Source organism: Ruegeria marisflavi (assembly GCF_025673445.1).
Lineage (GTDB): Bacteria > Pseudomonadota > Alphaproteobacteria > Rhodobacterales > Rhodobacteraceae > Ruegeria_B > Ruegeria_B marisflavi.
This window is the reverse complement of sequence record NZ_JAOVQN010000003.1, coordinates 11,320-28,664: the sequence shown is the minus strand read 5'-3', so window position 1 is coordinate 28,664 and position 17,345 is coordinate 11,320. Positions and strand designations below refer to the sequence as shown.

At 62.4% G+C, this 17,345-nt stretch carries 18 protein-coding genes and 2 pseudogenes; 10 read left to right on the top strand and 10 right to left on the bottom strand.

Annotation, left to right across the window (positions count from 1 at the left end; translation table 11 throughout):
* Positions 1–117 precede the first annotated feature (117 nt).
* The 4 genes from OEZ49_RS03915 (at position 118) to OEZ49_RS03900 (ending at position 3,962) form a co-directional block, all read left to right on the top strand.
* Complete coding sequence (locus OEZ49_RS03915; RefSeq protein WP_263387100.1) at positions 118–963, top strand: AAA family ATPase; 846 nt, start codon at positions 118–120, stop codon at positions 961–963.
* 262 nt (positions 964–1,225) lie between these two features.
* Entirely contained in the window at positions 1,226–2,599 is a 1,374-nt protein-coding gene (locus tag OEZ49_RS03910; protein ID WP_397545648.1) for a DUF2927 domain-containing protein, read from the top strand.
* A 6-nt stretch (positions 2,600–2,605) separates the two neighbouring features.
* Positions 2,606–2,773 carry an apolipoprotein acyltransferase gene (locus tag OEZ49_RS03905; protein ID WP_164127716.1) on the top strand — a complete coding sequence of 56 codons (168 nt, stop codon included), beginning with the start codon at positions 2,606–2,608 and terminating at the stop codon, positions 2,771–2,773.
* A 4-nt stretch (positions 2,774–2,777) separates the two neighbouring features.
* Positions 2,778–3,962, top strand: a complete 1,185-nt coding sequence (locus tag OEZ49_RS03900; protein WP_263387098.1) for a vWA domain-containing protein — start codon at positions 2,778–2,780, stop codon at positions 3,960–3,962.
* 35 nt (positions 3,963–3,997) lie between these two features.
* Here OEZ49_RS03900 and OEZ49_RS03895 read toward each other — a convergent pair whose 3' ends face one another.
* Positions 3,998–4,186, bottom strand: coding sequence for a hypothetical protein (locus OEZ49_RS03895; protein ID WP_263387097.1), 189 nt, complete (start codon positions 4,184–4,186; stop codon positions 3,998–4,000).
* A gap of 243 nt (positions 4,187–4,429) precedes the next feature.
* Here OEZ49_RS03895 and OEZ49_RS03890 point away from each other — a divergent pair, with 243 nt between their 5' ends.
* Together OEZ49_RS03890 and OEZ49_RS03885 are read left to right on the top strand one after the other, a co-directional pair.
* Positions 4,430–5,116, top strand: coding sequence for a M48 family metalloprotease (locus OEZ49_RS03890; RefSeq protein ID WP_263387096.1), 687 nt, complete (start codon positions 4,430–4,432; stop codon positions 5,114–5,116).
* A gap of 17 nt (positions 5,117–5,133) precedes the next feature.
* Positions 5,134–6,117: an LLM class flavin-dependent oxidoreductase gene (locus tag OEZ49_RS03885; RefSeq protein ID WP_263387095.1), complete on the top strand. Its 984-nt coding sequence runs from the start codon at positions 5,134–5,136 to the stop codon at positions 6,115–6,117.
* On the opposite strand, the gene OEZ49_RS03880 is transcribed toward OEZ49_RS03885, so the two are convergent.
* The 5 genes from OEZ49_RS03880 to OEZ49_RS03860 all read right to left on the bottom strand — a co-directional run bounded on the left by OEZ49_RS03880 (position 6,109) and on the right by OEZ49_RS03860 (position 11,876).
* A complete protein-coding gene (locus OEZ49_RS03880) occupies positions 6,109–6,663 on the bottom strand; it encodes an RSP_2648 family PIN domain-containing protein (protein WP_263387094.1) in 555 nt (184 codons plus the stop codon). The genes OEZ49_RS03885 and OEZ49_RS03880 overlap by 9 nt on opposite strands.
* A complete protein-coding gene (locus OEZ49_RS03875; RefSeq protein ID WP_263387093.1) occupies positions 6,660–7,871 on the bottom strand; it encodes an RSP_2647 family RNA methyltransferase in 1,212 nt (403 codons plus the stop codon). Before OEZ49_RS03875 ends, OEZ49_RS03880 begins: the two co-directional genes overlap by 4 nt.
* A 39-nt stretch (positions 7,872–7,910) precedes the next feature.
* Positions 7,911–8,477 carry a DUF6778 family protein gene (locus OEZ49_RS03870; protein WP_263387092.1) on the bottom strand — a complete coding sequence of 189 codons (567 nt, stop codon included), beginning with the start codon at positions 8,475–8,477 and terminating at the stop codon, positions 7,911–7,913.
* Between the two features lie 338 nt (positions 8,478–8,815).
* Positions 8,816–9,091 (bottom strand): hypothetical protein, encoded by a 276-nt coding sequence (locus tag OEZ49_RS03865; RefSeq protein WP_164127734.1) that lies wholly within the window; start codon positions 9,089–9,091, stop codon positions 8,816–8,818.
* Positions 9,075–11,876 (bottom strand): [protein-PII] uridylyltransferase family protein, encoded by a 2,802-nt coding sequence (locus tag OEZ49_RS03860; protein WP_263387091.1) that lies wholly within the window; start codon positions 11,874–11,876, stop codon positions 9,075–9,077. Before OEZ49_RS03860 ends, OEZ49_RS03865 begins: the two co-directional genes overlap by 17 nt.
* Before the next feature lie 82 nt (positions 11,877–11,958).
* Between OEZ49_RS03860 and OEZ49_RS03855 the strand changes: the two genes are divergently transcribed.
* From OEZ49_RS03855 to OEZ49_RS03840, 4 genes and pseudogenes are all read left to right on the top strand, one after another.
* Entirely contained in the window at positions 11,959–12,444 is a 486-nt protein-coding gene (locus OEZ49_RS03855) for a YbaK/EbsC family protein (RefSeq protein ID WP_263387090.1), read from the top strand.
* 351 nt (positions 12,445–12,795) lie between these two features.
* Positions 12,796–12,957, top strand: coding sequence for a hypothetical protein (locus OEZ49_RS03850; RefSeq protein ID WP_263387089.1), 162 nt, complete (start codon positions 12,796–12,798; stop codon positions 12,955–12,957).
* A pseudogene (locus OEZ49_RS03845) lies at positions 12,948–13,061 on the top strand (IS481 family transposase); the annotation flags it as partial. The gene OEZ49_RS03850 and the pseudogene OEZ49_RS03845, both read left to right, overlap by 10 nt.
* A 67-nt stretch (positions 13,062–13,128) precedes the next feature.
* A pseudogene (locus OEZ49_RS03840) lies at positions 13,129–13,254 on the top strand (IS481 family transposase); the annotation flags it as partial.
* Between the two features lie 31 nt (positions 13,255–13,285).
* Here OEZ49_RS03840 and rseP read toward each other — a convergent pair.
* Genes rseP through OEZ49_RS03820 form a run of 4 tightly spaced genes read right to left on the bottom strand, consistent with a single transcriptional unit; the run spans position 13,286 to position 17,344 of the window.
* Positions 13,286–14,638 (bottom strand): RIP metalloprotease RseP, encoded by a 1,353-nt coding sequence (rseP, locus tag OEZ49_RS03835; protein ID WP_263387088.1) that lies wholly within the window; start codon positions 14,636–14,638, stop codon positions 13,286–13,288.
* A 5-nt stretch (positions 14,639–14,643) separates the two neighbouring features.
* Positions 14,644–15,831 (bottom strand): 1-deoxy-D-xylulose-5-phosphate reductoisomerase, encoded by a 1,188-nt coding sequence (gene dxr, locus OEZ49_RS03830; protein WP_263387087.1) that lies wholly within the window; start codon positions 15,829–15,831, stop codon positions 14,644–14,646.
* Positions 15,831–16,613, bottom strand: a complete 783-nt coding sequence (locus tag OEZ49_RS03825) for a phosphatidate cytidylyltransferase (RefSeq protein ID WP_263387086.1) — start codon at positions 16,611–16,613, stop codon at positions 15,831–15,833. The genes dxr and OEZ49_RS03825 overlap by 1 nt, the downstream gene beginning before the upstream one ends.
* Positions 16,610–17,344, bottom strand: coding sequence for an isoprenyl transferase (locus OEZ49_RS03820; RefSeq protein ID WP_263387085.1), 735 nt, complete (start codon positions 17,342–17,344; stop codon positions 16,610–16,612). Before OEZ49_RS03820 ends, OEZ49_RS03825 begins: the two co-directional genes overlap by 4 nt.
* Position 17,345: the final 1 nt, after the last annotated feature.

The following is a 17,345-nucleotide window of genomic DNA, read 5'->3' as shown; positions in this document are numbered from 1 at the left end:
GCAAAATTGGCCGCACTTGACCGCACTCGCCACAACACGCGACGCAGCGGCGTGCCTTGCCAAACGGTCAGCGTCCCTTTACCTCACCTGCGATACGCGCCGCCGAAGGGATTTGCCATGACCGCACGTTTTCAGGGAACCGCCGAATATGTGGCGACCGAGGATCTGACCATCGCGGTCAATGCAGCCGTGACGCTGGAACGGCCTTTGTTGGTAAAGGGCGAACCCGGCACCGGCAAGACCGAGTTGGCCCGTCAAGTCGCCGGTGCTCTGGGCTTGCGGATGATCGAATGGAACATCAAGTCGACGACTCGCGCGCAGCAGGGCCTGTATGAATACGATGCCGTCAGCCGACTGCGCGACAGCCAGTTGGGCGAAGAGCGCGTTCATGACGTTTCGAACTACATCAAGAAGGGCAAGCTGTGGCAGGCCTTCGAGGCGGATGAAAAGGTGGTTCTGCTGATCGACGAGATCGACAAAGCCGATATCGAGTTTCCCAACGACCTTCTTCAGGAACTCGACAAGATGGAGTTCCACGTCTACGAAACCAGTGAAACGATCAAGGCGCGGAACCGGCCGATCGTGATCATCACGTCGAACAACGAAAAAGAACTGCCGGACGCTTTCCTGCGTCGCTGCTTCTTTCACTACATCCGGTTTCCCGATGAAACCACGATGCGCCGGATCGTCGAGGTTCACCATCCCGGCATCAAGGAAGCCTTGCTGAGCACCGCGCTGACCCAGTTCTACGAGATTCGCGAGACCTCGGGCCTGAAGAAGAAACCCTCGACATCCGAGGTTCTCGACTGGCTGAAACTCCTGCTGGCCGAAGATTTGACCGCCGAAGACCTGCGCCGCGACGGCGCAAACGCCCTGCCGAAACTGCATGGTGCGTTGCTCAAGAACGAGCAGGATGTGCATCTTTTCGAACGTCTCGCCTTCATGGCGCGAAACAAGCGCTGAATCGGTATATTGGTTCCAAGACGTGGGCGGTCCCGTTGCGGCCGCCCATTTTGTTTCGAAAATACTGGTAAATGAGCCCTTAAATCGCCTTGTCGCGCTTGCTTTGACCCCGTTGCCGATGCGACCATGATCTTGCGAAACGGATCCGGCCACCCACGGAACGGACGCGACGACAGGTTCTTGGTATCATTGAGCAGTGACAAAGATGCAGATTTTCAGCACCGTTACCCCCACAAAGTCTACGCCGCGCAACCGCATCGGAATGCGTTTGGCTCATACGCTGTCTTTGGTCTCGGTTCTTGGTCTCGCGGCTTGTTCGACTGTCCCGCTCGAAGATACGCCGACACGCGCCCAGACCACGGAATTCTCAGTCCAGCCGATGAAGAGTTTCGGCAGCCCGCAGCCGCAACCCGCACAACGCTCCAACGGCAATATCGCGGCCGACTTCCTGTCTCTGCATTTCCAACTGGAGAGTGGGCGGGAATTGCCGGTGTTCACGCGCTTCGAAACTCCGATCACGGTCCGTGTGACGGGCTCTCCGCCGCCGAGCCTGCAACCAGATCTGACCCGTCTGCTGGGTCGGATGCGCAACGAAGCAGGCATCGACATCCGCCAGATCACCGCCGGTGCGGCCAATATCACCATCGAGGCCGTCAGCCGCGAGGAGATCGGCCGTGCGTTGCCGCAGGCCGCCTGTTTCGTGGTTCCGAACGTGTCCAGCCTGAGCGAATTTCGCCGCGACCGCCGCAAGGACAAGACCAATTGGGGTAGTCTGCGCAACCGGGAACGGCTAGGTGTGTTCGTTCCCTATGACAGCAGCCCGCAAGAGTTGCGCGACTGCCTGCACGAGGAACTGGCGCAGGCCATCGGCCCGCTGAACGATCTCTACCGCCTGCCCGATTCGGTCTTTAACGACGACAATATCCATACCGTCCTAACAGGATTCGACATGCTGGTGCTCAAGGCGACTTACGCGCCGGAACTGCGCAGCGGTATGACACGCGCCGAGGTGGCAGCCGTCTTGCCCGACATCCTGGGTCGTCTCAATCCCCGCGGCGTGACCTATGCGCCACAACCGGTGACTGCAACTCCGCGAGAATGGATCGAAGCGGTCCAGACCGCGCTTGGCCCCGGCACCGCCTATCAGACCCGGCTGGAATCGGCCAATCGCAGCGCGCATCTGGCCCAGGCCTGGGGCTGGACCGACCACCGCCGCGCGTTTGGACATTACATGATGGGCCGGATGTTGCAGTCTGGCGACCCACAATTGGCCCAGCGGCATTTCCTGACCGCGATGCAGTACCTGCAATCGACCCCGGGAACCGAACTGCACCGCGCGTATGTGACGACACAGACCGCGGCACATGCCATCACCCTGGGCGATGCAGCCAGCGCGCTGGCGCAGATACGCCCGATGCTGCCGGTGGCGCAGCGTTCGGAAAACGCAGCCCTTCTGTCGACCCTGATGATGCTCGAGGCCGAAGCGCTCGAGCTCCTGGGTGATGCAGAGAAAGCACGCGCCGTGCGGCTGGACAGCGTCGGCTGGGCACGTTACGGGTTCGGCTCGGACTGGGCGGTTCGCGCCAAGATGCAGGAGATCGCGGCGCTGAACCCCCGCAACAGACTGGGCGGGTAAACACGCATGATTGTCATCACGGCGGCGCTGGTGGGCGCCCTTCTTGGCGGCCTGACCGCCAAGCGACGTAACGGCACGGCTGCCGATATCGCACAGTATGCGGTGGGTTACGCAATTGCCTTTGCTCTTCTTGGGATGATAGCAACATTGGTGATCCACCGTCTGATGGTCTAAGCCGATGTTCCTGCCCTTTTTCGAGAATTTGCGCAAAGCCGGGGTGCCGGTGTCGTTGCGCGAATACCTGACCTTTCTCGAAGGTATGAAGAAAGGGCTGGCCACTTACGATGTCGAGGCCTTCTATTACCTGGCCCGCGTGTCGATGGTGAAGGACGAACGCAATATCGACAAGTTCGACCGCGCCTTTGCCGCCAGTTTCAAGGGGCTGGAAGAGATCACCTTTGAGCAGGTGATGGAGGCCGTGGACATCCCCGCCGACTGGCTGGAGAAGATGGCCGAAAAGTATCTGTCGCCCGAGGAAAAGGCCGAGATCGAGGCGCTGGGCGGGTTCGACAAGCTGATGGAGACGCTGCGCGAACGGCTCAAGGAACAAGAGGGCCGCCACCAGGGCGGCAACAAGTGGATCGGCACCGCCGGCACCTCTCCCTTTGGCGCCTATGGCTACAACCCCGAAGGCGTGCGGATCGGCCAGAAGGAAAGCCGCCACCAGCGCGCGGTCAAGGTCTGGGACAAGCGCGAGTTCAAGAATCTCGACGACACGGTCGAACTGGGCACCCGCAACATCAAGGTGGCGCTGAAACGCCTGCGCCGCTGGGCCCGCGAGGGCGCGGCGATGGAGCTGGACCTGGATGGCACCATCCGCGCCACCGCCGAACACGGCTATCTGGACGTCAAGGAACGCCCCGAACGGCATAACGCGGTCAAGGTGGTGCTGTTCCTGGACGTGGGCGGCTCGATGGACCCGCACGTGAAGGTGGTCGAAGAGCTGTTTTCGGCGGCGCGTGCCGAGTTCAAGCATCTGGAATATTACTACTTTCACAATTGCCTCTACGAAGGCGTCTGGCGCGACAACCGCCGCCGCTGGGATACGCAGATCCCCACCCATGAGGTGCTGCGCACCTATGGGCCCGATTACAAATGCATCTTTGTGGGCGATGCCTCAATGAGCCCCTACGAGATCGCCTATCCCGGCGGCGCCAACGAGCATTGGAACCAAGAGGCAGGTCAGGTCTGGCTCGCGCGCGCGCGCGAGCAATGGGCCAGCAATCTCTGGATCAACCCGGTGCCCGAGAAATACTGGGACTATACCCATTCCATCGGCATGATCCGCGAGATTTTCGACGACCGGATGGTGCCCATGACTCTGTCGGGGCTGGAACAGGGCATGCGGGTGCTGACCCGCTGACCGCCACTTGCGCGGCGGCCAGCAACATCCTGCGTTCAGTACACGACCCCGGCACAAACCGGCTCTCCGGTCTCGGTGGTGGCGAGGCTATAGCCTTCGGGACAGACCGGATTGCCCAACTTGTCGAACGAGGGGGCTTCAAGGATCTGAACCGGCTCGGGTTCGGGCTCGGAACAGCCCATCAGCGGCAGGGCAAAGGCAATCAATAGGGTCAATCTGGTCATCATCGCTCGTGGTTCCTTGCATCAAAGCGCGCGGCTACATCGGGCCGCCGGTGGCACGCTAGGCGCGGGCTCTTTGGCGCGACAAGCCCCTTGCGCGGACCCGAATGAAACCAGCGGAAACCCTGTCTGCGGTGCGGGATGCGGGGGCAGAACTCTGCCCAGAAAGCCGCCCGGAACCGGGTATGCCCTGCCATCGGCGGCTTGCCGCTTGCCCCGGGCCCCGGAACGCCCCATATCTGACCCATGTTGCGCGTCACCCCGATCCTGTTGGCGGTTCTCTACGCCTTTGCCATGTACCATTTCTCGGCCTGGCGGACCCGGCGCGAGCTGGATGCCCGCTCGACCGAACTGGCCGACCCGGCGCTGAAACGGCTGACCGACCGGCTGGCGGCGGCCCTGGGCGTGGCCCGCGTACCGGTGCATATATACGAGATCGACCCGGTCAACGGGCTGGCCGCCCCTGACGGACGCATCTTCATCACGCGCGGCTTCTACCGCAAATATCAAAGTGGCGAGGTTACCGGCGAGGAACTGACATCGGTCATTGCGCACGAATTGGGGCATGTGGCGCTGGGCCATTCGCGGCGCCGGATGATCGACTTTTCCGGCCAGAACGCCATGCGCACCGCACTCGCCATGCTGCTGGGTCGGTTCATCCCCTTCTTCGGCGTCTGGATTGCCAATATGCTGACCACCCTGCTTGCCGCGCGGCTGAGCCGGGCGGACGAGTACGAGGCCGACGCCTATGCCGCCGCCCTGTTGACCAAGGCGGGTATCGGCGTGGCGCCGCAAAAGGCGCTGTTTCACAAGCTCGACGCGCTGACCCAGCAGCGCGCGGGCGTGGCGCCAGCCTGGCTGCTCAGCCATCCCAAAACGGCCGAGCGCATCGCCGCGCTCGACCGGCTCGAAGCGCGCTGGCAGCCTCGCTGACCCTCAGGACAGTTCTCATGCTCTATTCCCTGCTCGACCTTGCCCCGGTGCCCGAGGGTAGCGACATTCTTCAGGCGCTGGCCAACAGCGCCGATCTGGCCACCCACGCCGAGGCGCTGGGCTATCACCGCTACTGGCTGGCCGAGCATCACAACATGCCCGGCATCGCCAGTGCGGCACCCGCCGTGCTGATCGGCCATATCGCCAGCCGGACCAGCCGGATGCGGATCGGCGCCGGTGGCATCATGCTGCCCAACCATGCGCCCTACATGGTGGCCGAGGCCTTTGGCACGCTGGCCGCGCTTTATGGCGACCGCATCGACCTGGGGTTGGGCCGTGCGCCCGGCACCGACATGGCCACCGCGCGCGCCCTGCGCCGGGGTCTGTCGCAGCAGGACAGTTTTCCGCAGGATGTGATCGACCTGGTCGGTTTTCTCGGCCCCGAGGACCCGGCGGCCCGGGTACGCGCCTTTCCCGGCCAGAACACCCATGTGCCGGTCTGGATCCTGGGGTCCAGCCTCTATGGCGCGCAATTGGCCGCGCAGCTGGGCTTGCCATACGCCTTTGCCTCGCATTTCGCGCCGCAGGCGCTGGAGGAGGCGCTGGACGTCTACCGCCGCGCCTTCCGCCCGTCGGCCTATCTGAATCAGCCCCATGCGATGATGGCGATCAATGTCTTTGCCGCCGAAACCGACGCCGAGGGGGTGCGCCTGCGCACCACCATGCAACAGGCCTTTGCCCGGCTCAGGATGGGGCGGCCCGGCAAACTGCCGGCACCGGTGGACGATATCACAGCGCATCTGGACCGCGCCACGCTGGCCGGGGTGAATGCCGCGCTCAGCATCTCGGCGGTGGGCAACGCCGGGACCGTGCGCGCCGATCTGACCCGCATCATCGACCGCTATCAACCCGACGAGGTGATCCTGACCGGACAAATCCACGATCACGCCGCGCGCAAACGCTCGTTCGAGATCGCGGCCGGGATCCTGCGTTCACTCTGAGCGGTAGTGTTCCAGCGCCTTGCCCAGCCGGGGCAGCCGGGCCTTCTTCATCAGACTGCGGAGAGTCCATGTCTTGCCGGACAGGCGGTTGGCCTCATCCAGCACTTTTGCCGCCATGCGCGCAAAACCCTCAGGGCCATCATTGAAAAACTGCAAAAGGAGTGCATCCGGGTCGATCCTATCCAGCCCTTCCTCGGCCAGGATATTGCGCGGGAAATCGGAACGGTTGAGGGTAACGATCGCATCCGCCGACCCGGCGATGGCCGTGGCCAGAACATGGATATCCGCCGGATCCGGCAGCCAGAGGCGCGCCTCGACGCCCGGCGCTTGCGGCACCTCGGCCCTGGGCCAGGTGGCGCGTGTCAGCGTGATCTCGGCGCGCGCCTGCGCCTCCCCCGCCGGCCCCAACTTGACCGCCGCGCGTGCCCATTCCTCCAGGATGCGGGCCGACCAGAGCGGCGTGAAATGCCCCAGCCGCGCCGCGCCCAGCAGCATCTCGCGCATGACCGTGGGATAGATCACGCAAGTGTCGAGCACCGCTTTCACAGCCGGAAGAACACCGCCTTGAGATAGCCGCTCTCGGCCAGTTGCGGCAGCTGCGGATGATCCGGCCCGGCAAAACCGGTATGGATCAACTGCCCGCTGCGCCCGGCGCGGCCGATGCCGCGTACGCTGGCCTCGCGGAACCGCGACAGATCGGCGGCATGGGAGCAGGAACACAGACCCAGATAACCACCCGGCCGCACCAGCGCCGCAGCCAGCCGCGCCACCCGTTCATAGGCGCGTAGTCCCGCATCCAGCGCCTGTTTCGAGGGTGCGAAGGCGGGCGGATCGCAGATCACCACATCAAATGTTTCGCCTTCCTCGCCCAGCGCGGTCATCACGTCAAAGGCGTCACCCTGCCGAGTGTCGAACCGCCCGGCCAGGCCCGAGGCCAGCGCCCCCTGTTCGGCCAACGTCAGCGCCGGGGCAGAGCCATCAACCGCCAAAGCACTACCCGCGCCGCCGGCCAGCATCGCCAGCGCAAAGCCACCCACATGAGAGAACACATCCAGCACCCGCGCGCCCTGCCCCGCCAGCCGCGCGGCAAAGGCATGGTTGGGGCGCTGGTCGTAGAACAGACCTGTTTTCTGGCCCCCGGTCAGATCTGCCATATAGGTCGCGCCATTCATAGGCACAGGAACCGGCGCCACAGGCGCCGCCCCGGCCAGCACCGCGTTCTGGTCATCTAGCCCTTCGAGTGACCGCGTCCGGCCCGATGCATTCTTCAGAACAGTGCTGACACCAGTGACCTTGATCAGCGCCGCGCTCAGCAAGCCCAGATGTGCCTCGGCCCAGGCGGCATTCGGCTGGATCACACCCGCGTCACCGAACCGGTCGATGATGACGCCCGGCAACCCGTCGGCTTCGGCGTGGACAAGGCGGTAAAAAGGCGCGTCAAACAGGCGTTCGCGCATCGCAAGCGCCCGGGTCAGCCGCGCCTCGAACCAGGTGGCGTTCAAATCCGCCTCGGGGTCGCGATCCAGCATCCGTGCCAGAATGCGCGAGCCGGGATTGACCGCCACCAACCCCAAGGCTGTGCGGTTGTCATCCTCGAGCACCGCAACCGTTCCCGGCGCGATCTTGCGGGTGCGGCGGTCGGTGACCACCTCGTTATCGAACACCCAAGGTGCCCCATGACGGATGGCACGGGCGTTGGCCTTGGGCTTCAGGCGGATGCGGGGACGGTCAAAAACGTCAGAGGGCGCTGTCATGAGCGCCCTCTTAATCTCATTCCCAGTGGCTGGGAAGTGTTAGAGGCGATTCATCACCTGGATGATACCCAGCGATGCATTCTTATATCCTTCGGGATCGGTCAGCTCTTGCTGGATCACCCAAGCCAAGTGATCGGTGATACGCACTTTCTGGGTCTGACCACGTGCCTCGGCATTGATCGCCTGTTGGCCGCCAAACGCCTCGAGATCGGCGCGCACTTCGCGCGGCGGCATCAGCTGCGCGCCTGTGGCCGGATCCTTGAGGGTGATGTCAAAGGTGATCGCATGGATGCCACCAGTGGTATACCGTGCCTTTTCGGTCAACGCGTGAAAGCGTTTGAGGACGATTTCCAGGTCGGCGTTGACCGGGCCGCTCAGCGGGCTGACGCCACGCACCATTGCGTCCTGCACAATCTTCTGCACCTGAGCGTGACGGTCGCCGATCGGATCCTCGCGCCAGACAATGTCACCACGCGGCAGATAGCTGTTGCGTTCCGAAACCTTGAGAGAACGCGGCACAACAACGGTAACCGAATTGATCTGCACGGGCGACTGGCCCGGCGCAATGGTCAACCCGCCCGTGTCGTCGGTTGCGGCGCGCGCCACAACATCCCCGTGTGGGATAACGACTTGTCCCGTTGCGGCCTGCGGTTTCGCCGCGATCTGCGGCTGGATAAGGTCATAGCCGGCCGGCGCACTGACGGCCGAATTCGGAAGATCCTCAAAAGGAGCGTTACGGGTAGGAATATCGACAGCCGTACAAGCCGTAACGGTCAGCCCTAAACCAGCTGCTAGGAAAATCCGCAAGGTCTTCATCGTTACTTCTCCTTGACCGGGTTGCGACTCCCACAGCCGCTACCGTTTGAAGGGAATTTGATGGAGAATTGGGGCGACTTTGCGACAAATTGAGTACGATTCGAAGATTGTTGCTCGGATCGATACGGTCAGTTTCTATCTCGCGAACGCCAACCACCGCGCCTTTTGGGGGTGGCCGTGGCGCTCAGCCCGTCCCGGATGACGTCTGTCATCGGATGATCGGGCGCCTCTGGCCCGTAGCGAGAAATCAGGTCGCTCAGCGCCTCGCGCTGATCCAGTCCGATGGGCAGGCTCAACGCCCAGTCAAGGAAGATGGTGCGGCATTCCTGAAGCGTTATGCCTTCGATTCTATAGGATTCAAAGATCAACCCTTTGGGATCGAACCGGTCACCCGTCTTTGGCATCTTCCCACTCTCCCACCGCCGCGTCGATCAGATCTGCCGACACGGCATAGTTTTCCTCCAGCGCGGCGGCCAACTGTTCAATCGTTCCAAATCCGGTACTGCGACACAGGAACACCGCGCCGCCCTCACCCATGCTTTCGGGCAAAATCAGTGTACTGGACAGCAATCGTGCTGCAGTCTGTACCGACCAGAATAGGTCGTATGCATGCCGAAGTGAGTGTGCATCTGCGACCTCCAACCAACCGGCAGCGACCGCGGCGTCGAGACCCGAGGCCACGTCGTGCGCGGCACTTCCGGCAAGCAAGGCGCCCGCCTGGGCGACCAGTTCGATGTCCAGCATCCGCCCCGGCCCGGTCTTTGCATCCCAGAGGCCAGACGGGACCTTGGCAGCCGCAAGTCTGGCGCGCATGTCGGCGATTTGCCGCAATACCTGGTCCTGTTCCGAACGACCTGACAACAACTCTTTTCGGAAGGTCTCGATATCAACCGCCAGTTCCGGGTTTCCAGCCACCGGACGGGCGCGCGTGAGCGCCAAATGCTCCCACACCCAGGCCTCGCTTTGCTGATAAGCGGTGAAACTGGCCCAGCTTGTGGCAACCGGTCCCTGATTCCCCGAAGGTCTGAGGCGCATGTCCACCTCATAGAGCTTTCCTTGCGACATCGGCGCGGTCAACGCTGTGATCAAGGCCTGCGTCAGTCGGGCGTAGTAAGTTCGCGTCGCAAGAGGGCGCGGCCCATCAGAGTTTTCGACATCTTGTGGATCATAGATAAGGATCAGGTCCAGGTCGGACTGGGCGTTGATTCTGCCCGCCCCCAACGATCCCATCCCCAGAACCGTGGCACCCCGTCCAGGGGGCATACCATGTTTGGCGGAAAATTGATCAATAACAACCGGCAAGACCGCGGCAATGACCGCTTCTGCCAATTCCGCGTATTGCACCCCGGCCCGGTCGGCTCCGATCAATCCGCGCAGGTGGTGCACACCGATGCGGAAATGCCATTCCTTGGTCCAGCGCCGCGCCATATCCAGACGCAATTCGTAATCGGGTTCCGCCGCAAGCTTTTCGGACAGTTCGGTCTTCAATACCTCCAGCCCGGGCCAGCGGTCAAAAAACGACCCCCCAATGACCGCGTCAAAAACACCGGAGTTCCGGGACAGGTAACTGGCCAGCATGTTGCTGGTACCAACAATGTCGATCAGCAACTCGATCAGTTGCGGGTTGGCTTCGAAGAGCGAAAACAGTTGCACACCCGCCGGCAGACCGGCCAGGAAGCCATCAAGCGCCAGCAATGCCTCGTCCGGCTTTGCCGTCTTAGCCAACCGCCTCAGCAGTTCCGGCTTCAGACGCTCGAAGATCCGCCGCCCGCGTTGCGAACGCAGTGCGGGATATGTGGGCCAGCGCGACAGAACGTTTTCGTCGAATTCGACCGTTTCGACAGGTTGCTGCGCCTGACCGCTGCGGCTTCCCGGCGCGAAGAACCCCTCGGTCAACTCATGCACTTCGTTCAGCCTGCGGGTGATGTCCGCCGTCATCTGCCCGACATCGGTCCCCATCAGGCAGGCGACCCGCTCCAAGCCATCCTTGGTCTGCGGCAACCGGTGGGTTTGCGTGTCATGCACCATCTGGATGCGGTGTTCAACTTCCCGATGGGCCCTGTAGTGGTCGGCGAGCCGGTCGGCGACATCGTGCGGCACCCATTCCTTGGCGGCAAGCGCCTCCAGCCCCGGCACGGTACCGCGCATCCGCAAGTCGGGATCACGCCCGCCGGCGATCAACTGTCGGGTCTGGGTAAAGAACTCAATCTCGCGAATGCCACCCCGCCCCAGCTTCATGTCATGGCCGGGGATTGTCAGCGGTCCGCCCGTCCCTTTGTTCTCGCGAATGCGCAGGCGCATGTCATGCGCGTCCTGGATCGCGGCGAAATCTAGATGCCGCCGCCAGACAAATGGTCGCAATGCCTTGAGAAAGCGCGCGCCAGCGTCAAGGTCGCCTGCGCAGGGGCGCGCCTTGATATAGGCGGCCCGCTCCCAGGTCCGGCCCAGGCTTTCGTAATACCGTTCGGCTGCCTCCATCGCCATGCAGACCGGTGTCACCGCCGGATCAGGCCTGAGCCTCAGGTCGGTGCGGAACACATAGCCATCGGCGGTCTTATCGCTGAGCGTCGAACAAAAGTTGCGCGTTGCTTTCACCATCCCCTGCCGCGCATCGTAGAAATCGTCGGGGTCGTACCGGGTTTCATCAAAGAGCACGATCAGGTCGATATCGGAACTATAGTTCAGCTCGTGCGCCCCCATCTTGCCCATCGCCAGAATGACCATCCCGGCCGCGCATTCAACGTCATCCTCGGATTGACCGGGCAGCTTTCCCCGCCGGACCAATGCGGCGATCTCGGCTTTGGCGGCCACATCGGCGGCCAGTCCCGCGAAATCGGTGAGCAGCCCCGTCACCCGTTCCAGCGGCCAGGCACCGGACAGGTCCGCAAGCGCGGTCAACAATGCCAATCTTTGCTTCGCGCGCCGCAGCCCCGGCTTCAACTGATCAGGGGGCAAGGCGCGGACAGCAGCCAGTTCAGCCGCGACCGCAGCGTCCGGATCTGTCAGCGCTTCGGGGAGCCAGCCGGTTTCAAGTGCCATCAGGCTCATCAGATACGGGCTCGATCCACCGGCACCGGCCACGAGATCGGACATCTCGCCGGTGAATTCGGGGAACAGACTGCGCGCTTCCCTCGCAAGGTCGAGGTCAAACGCTCGGGGAAGTCGGGATATTGCAAGGCCGGTTGTCATAGCTCCAATAGCGCAGCCTCATAGTGCCGCGTCAATGCGGCAAAGCTTGATCTCCCGACCGAATTCCGGCAGGCCTGTCAGCATGAGCAAAAGCCTTTCCCGCGTCCGCTCTGCGCTGCATGCCGCAGGAGTCGCCCCACGCATTCAAGAGACCGGGAACGCGCGCACCGCCCGTGATGCCGCAGCCGCAGCCGCAGCCGCAATTGGTTGCGAACGGGATCAGATCGTCAAGACGATTGTCTTTGAAGGCGTCGACAGCGGCTCACTCCTTCTTTTCCTGACAGCAGGCGGCAATCAGGTTGATACTGCGCTTGCCGCGACGTTGGCCGGAGAAGATCTGAAACGCGCCGCCCCTGACAATGTGCGCAAGACCACCGGGTTCGCTGTCGGCGGCGTGTCCCCTATCGGGCACCTCTCCCCTGCGCGCGCCTTCATGGATCCCCGCCTGATGGAATTCACGCTAGTCTGGGCAGCCGCCGGAACGCCGCGCCATGTGTTCGCAATTTCGCCGCGAGAGTTAGCGGCCCTAACTAAAGCCGAGCGCGCCACGTTCACGACCGGAATCTAGACCGCATCGATTACCTATTCGGGACCAGTGCCTGGAAAACCCGAAAGAAGTGTGGGCAACAATGGCAATTTGGCAGATGACCTCGCATCGTCTTTTGCAGACTTCGGCAGGCTATGCGGCGTATCCTTCGTCCAATCTCTATGAAATGAAGGTCGATAATGCAGATGCTTTGGTTTACGTCTACTTGAGCCCGACCGGCGTCAACGGGAAAGGGGGTTGTCAGCCAGAAACATCGTTCCGGCCACTATTGGTGTTGTTGTAAGATTGGATTGCCTAAGCCGCCGCTAGGATGGTTGCAAATGGTTCAGGCCGCGCCGTCTCGGGTGTCTCGGAGACATCAGCCCCGAAACCATGATTGACGTCGAGCGCGCGGCGCACGTTCTCTACTTGCAGCGAACAGCTTTCGGCGAGGAGGTCTCGACGAGCAATCTCGCCGTCTCGCCGGACCAACCGGAGCGATTTAACCTGATTGCGCTGGAGCCGATACTCGAAGACGTGGGAACCCTCACCTGACCAGGTCAGCGCAGCATCGGTGCCTTTGGCGACAGGCCACCTCGCCTCTCCCCGAGGTCGGAGGCGACAAACCGAAGCTGGCGAAGCTCAAACGCGGCCCTATTGACTGCCGAGAGGGGACTTGGAATTGCCCTGGTTTCGTGGAGAGCGTTTAGCTCACTTCGCGGGCCTTTCACGCGCTGTCTCAAGACCCTCAGAGGTCTCACGCCTTACGAACACCTCTGAAAAGTCCGGACTTCAAAGCCGGGCACTTTCATCGTCGACCCGATTTACCAGATGCCGGAACTGATCAACTAGTCAGAATAACATCTTTCGACGCTGCGTGTCCCTAGCAGAACAAATCGTTGCTAAGCGAGAACAGCATCAACGAGAGGATCAGGGTTATGCCGATTCCCATCAGTACCCTCAACACGTTGTCGCTGGGGGGTTTTCCCGCCACCGCCTCGTAGGCGTAAAACATCAGGTGCCCACCATCCAGTGCCGGTATCGGGAACAAATTCAACAACCCCACTGCCGTGGACAGCACCGCGATGAAAGCGATAAAACTTTGCGCCCCCTGGCTGGCAACGGCCCCCGAGGCTTGTGCGATGCCGATCGGTCCGGAGATGTTGCAGGTCGAAATCTGACCGGCAATCATATGCCAAAGACCGGACAGCGACGACTGAACGATGTTGTAGGTACCTTCGACTCCAGCCACCAGTGCCGCACCCACACCGGGTGTTGTAGTTGCCGGCTCGAAAGCCTGTCCACTGGCAACGCCAATCCGCCAGTTCGTCTCGTACCCCCCTTCGGGCTTAGGTGAGTCGGTTCTGCGCGGCACAAGTAGCAACTGCAAGGTCTCGTCGCCCCGCCAAACGTCCAAAACCAAAGGTTTGCCCTCTGATCCCTCGACCGTCTCCTTTAACTGACGAAAGGCAACAATCGGTGTCCCATCTATGGCTGCAATCACATCGTCGGGGCGCAGCCCCGCATCCTGCGCCGCACTGCGCGGAATCACCGAGCCAACCACAGCCGGGTAGAAATGCGGACCTGGGACGAGCACCTCGACACCGTCGCGTTCAACCTTGTAGTCCAGCGGGCTCTCCAGCGGAAGAAGCCCTTCAAATGTGTCCCAACCAGGAGACGCGTTTGCATCGGGCGGAACTTGTCCTGCAATCGACACGATCCTGTCGCCGGCACGTAATCCGCTTTCGATCCCGGGGTAATTCTGCGTTTCGCCCACTGTCAGCGGTTCGACGGGAACACCGCGGGCCAAAAAGATCGCAGAGAAAACCAGAATCGACATGACAAAATTGAACACCGGACCGGCGGCGACGGTCGCGGCACGGGCCCAGAGCGGCGCGCCATGCATAGTACGGCGCAGATCGTGGGGGTTTCGGCGATAGATTTCGGCCATGGTTTCGCCGTCCTTGCCGGATGCCGCGTTGGCATCGCCCATGAACTTGACGTAGCCTCCGAAAGGAAGTGCCGCAATCTGCCAGCGGGTTCCGCGCCGGTCGATCCGGCTCCACAAGACCGGGCCGAAACCGATGGAGAACACCTCGGCATGGATGCCCGACCAGCGGCCGACGATGTAGTGACCATATTCATGCACCGCGACGATAACGGATAGTGCCGCGACGAAGGCCGCAATCGTGTACAGCAATCCACCAAATTGCGGAATCAAGCCCAGAATATCCAAAGTCTCTACCCTGCTCGTTGTGCCATGGCCGCGTCCACCCTCTGACGGGCCAGATGGTCTGTTTGTGTCACAGTATCAAGGGTCATTGGGGCGTCAATAAGACCCGGATCGGACTCAAACCGGTCCAACACCGCCTCGACCAATCGCGCGATGTCGAGAAAACCGATATGCCCCGCGATAAAGTGATCCAGCGCGCGTTCCTTGGCGGCGTTGAATACGGCGCCCGACAAACCGCCTCTCGCCATCACCCGCCGCGCCAGCCGAAGGGCCGGATAGCGGGCATCGTCAGGGGCGCGAAAGTTGAGCTGCCCCAGCGCCGCGAGGTCAAGCCGCGCCACCGGCAGATCGCGCCGTTCCGGCCAATGCAGCGCATAACCGATCGCGTGCCGCATGTCGGGCGCGCCCAAATGCGCCATCAGCGCTCCATCGCGGAACCCGACCAGCGCGTGGACCATGGATTCAGGGTGAACAATGACCTCAATCCTGTCGGGGTCAACGTCAAAAAACTCCCGTGTCTCAATGATTTCCAAGGCCTTATTGAACATCGAGGCACTGTCGATCGTGATCCGCTGCCCCATGTCCCAATTGGGGTGCCGGGCGGCCTCTTCGGCAGTGGCACCGGCCAGCCGCTCCAGCGGCCAGTCGCGGAACGCCCCACCCGAGGCGGTGATGACGATCCGTTCGACTGCCTCCATGTCCTCGCCGACCAGCGCCTGGAACACCGCCGAATGCTCGCTGTCCACCGGCAAGAGCCGGGCGCCATGCTGTCGCGCGGTCTCCAGCACCAGCGGACCGGCGCAAACCAGCGTTTCCTTGTTGGCCAGCGCCAGGGTGGCGCCCTGCTTGAGCGCCGCCAGCCCCGGCGCCAGCCCCGCCGCGCCCACGATGGCAGACATCACCCAATCCGCCGGGCGCGCGGCAGCTTCAACCAGCGCCGCGGACCCCGCTGCCGCCTCGACCCCGCTGCCCGCAAGCGCGGCGCGCAGATCATGCAGCTTTTCGGGAAAGGCGGTCACCGCAACATCGGCGCGCAGCCTCCGCGCATCCTCGGCCAACTGCGCTATATTGGCGCCGCCGCTCAACGCCACTACGTCATAGGCATCCGGATCACGTGCGATCAGGTCGATCGTGTTCTGCCCGATGGACCCAGTGGCCCCGAAAATCGAGACCCTGCGCGGAGTTGCAGCGGTCATCAGGCCCCCCAAAGCGCGCGCAGCAGTCCGACAAGCAGCACAAAGACCGCAGCCCCCATCATCCCGTCGAACCGGTCGAGAAAACCGCCATGGCCAGGGATCAGGTTGGAACTGTCCTTGACCCCCATTCTGCGTTTTAGCGCGCTTTCGGCGAAATCACCCGCCTGGCTCGCCATCGAGGCCAGCACCGACAGGATCAGAATCCCCGCCCCCAGCCCAGCGTAAAAGGCGAATCCGCCCCCAACCAACGCCGCTGCGACCCAGCCACCCGCGGTGCCCGACCAGGTCTTTTTCGGGCTGACACGCGGCCAGAATTTCGGCCCACCGATCAGCTTTCCCACGAAATAGCCCGCCACGTCAGTGGCCACCACCACCAGGATCAGCCACAGCATCCAGTCGAGGCCCTTGACCTCGCGAATCCATATGAAGCCCAGACCAGCAAAAGCGATCCAAAGCGCGAAAACAGCGTAGAGTCCTTTGTACCGCCCTGCCTGTCCGGCCCCCACCAAAGCCGGGGCTACCAGTACAGGTAAGCTGTAGAGCGGCGGCAGGTGATAGGCGAGCAGGACCGCAAAGCCCGTGAGCAACGCCATCTGTATCGCCGGCCCGCTCCGCTCGGGTGCGATCATCCGCATCAGTTCCCACACCATCAGCCCTGTGACGATGGCGATGAAGCTTTCGAACCACAGTCCGCCCAGCCAAAGCTCGATCCCGGCCCATCCCGCCAGCACCACGGCCGAGCCTACGCGGGCTGTCAGATCGGACCAGCGCCCCTCGCTCATGCCTTGACCGCGCCGAACCTACGGTCGCGGCTCCCATAGCTTTGGCACAGCCGGGCCAGTTCGTCGGCGGTGAAATCAGGCCACAGCGTGTCGATGAATTCGTATTCGGAATAGGCCGACTGCCAGAGCAGGAAGTTCGAGATCCGCGCTTCTCCACTGGTGCGGATCACCAGATCGGGATCTGGCAGCACCCTTGTGTCAAGGTAGCGCGGCAACGTCTCCTCATCCACTTCCTCGGGTTTCAGACGGCCCTCGGCCACGTCACGGGCCAAGCGGCGGGTGGCACGGGCCACCTCGTCGCGGCCGCCGTAGTTGAGCGCTATGGTCAGATGCACGCTATCGTTTTCGCAGGTCTGCTCTTCGAGAGTGTCCATCAGAGCGATCAGCTTGGCATCAAGTCGCACCCGATCACCAATGAAGCGTACCCGCACCCCGCGCGCATGCAGCGCCCGGGTTTCCTTAGCGATATAGCGACGAAACAGGCTCATCAACCCAGCTACTTCGACCTGGGTTCTTTTCCAGTTCTCGGTCGAGAAGGCGAAGATCGTCAGGTATTTGATGCCTAGGCTTGGACATGCCTCAACCACTTCACGTACGCGTTTGGCACCGGCGTGATGTCCAAACAGGCGCGGCCGACCGCGGGCCTGTGCCCAGCGGCCGTTACCATCCATGATTATGGCGACGTGTCGCGGACCAGAGGATTCGGTTCCGGGTTTCTGGTCGCTCGGCATG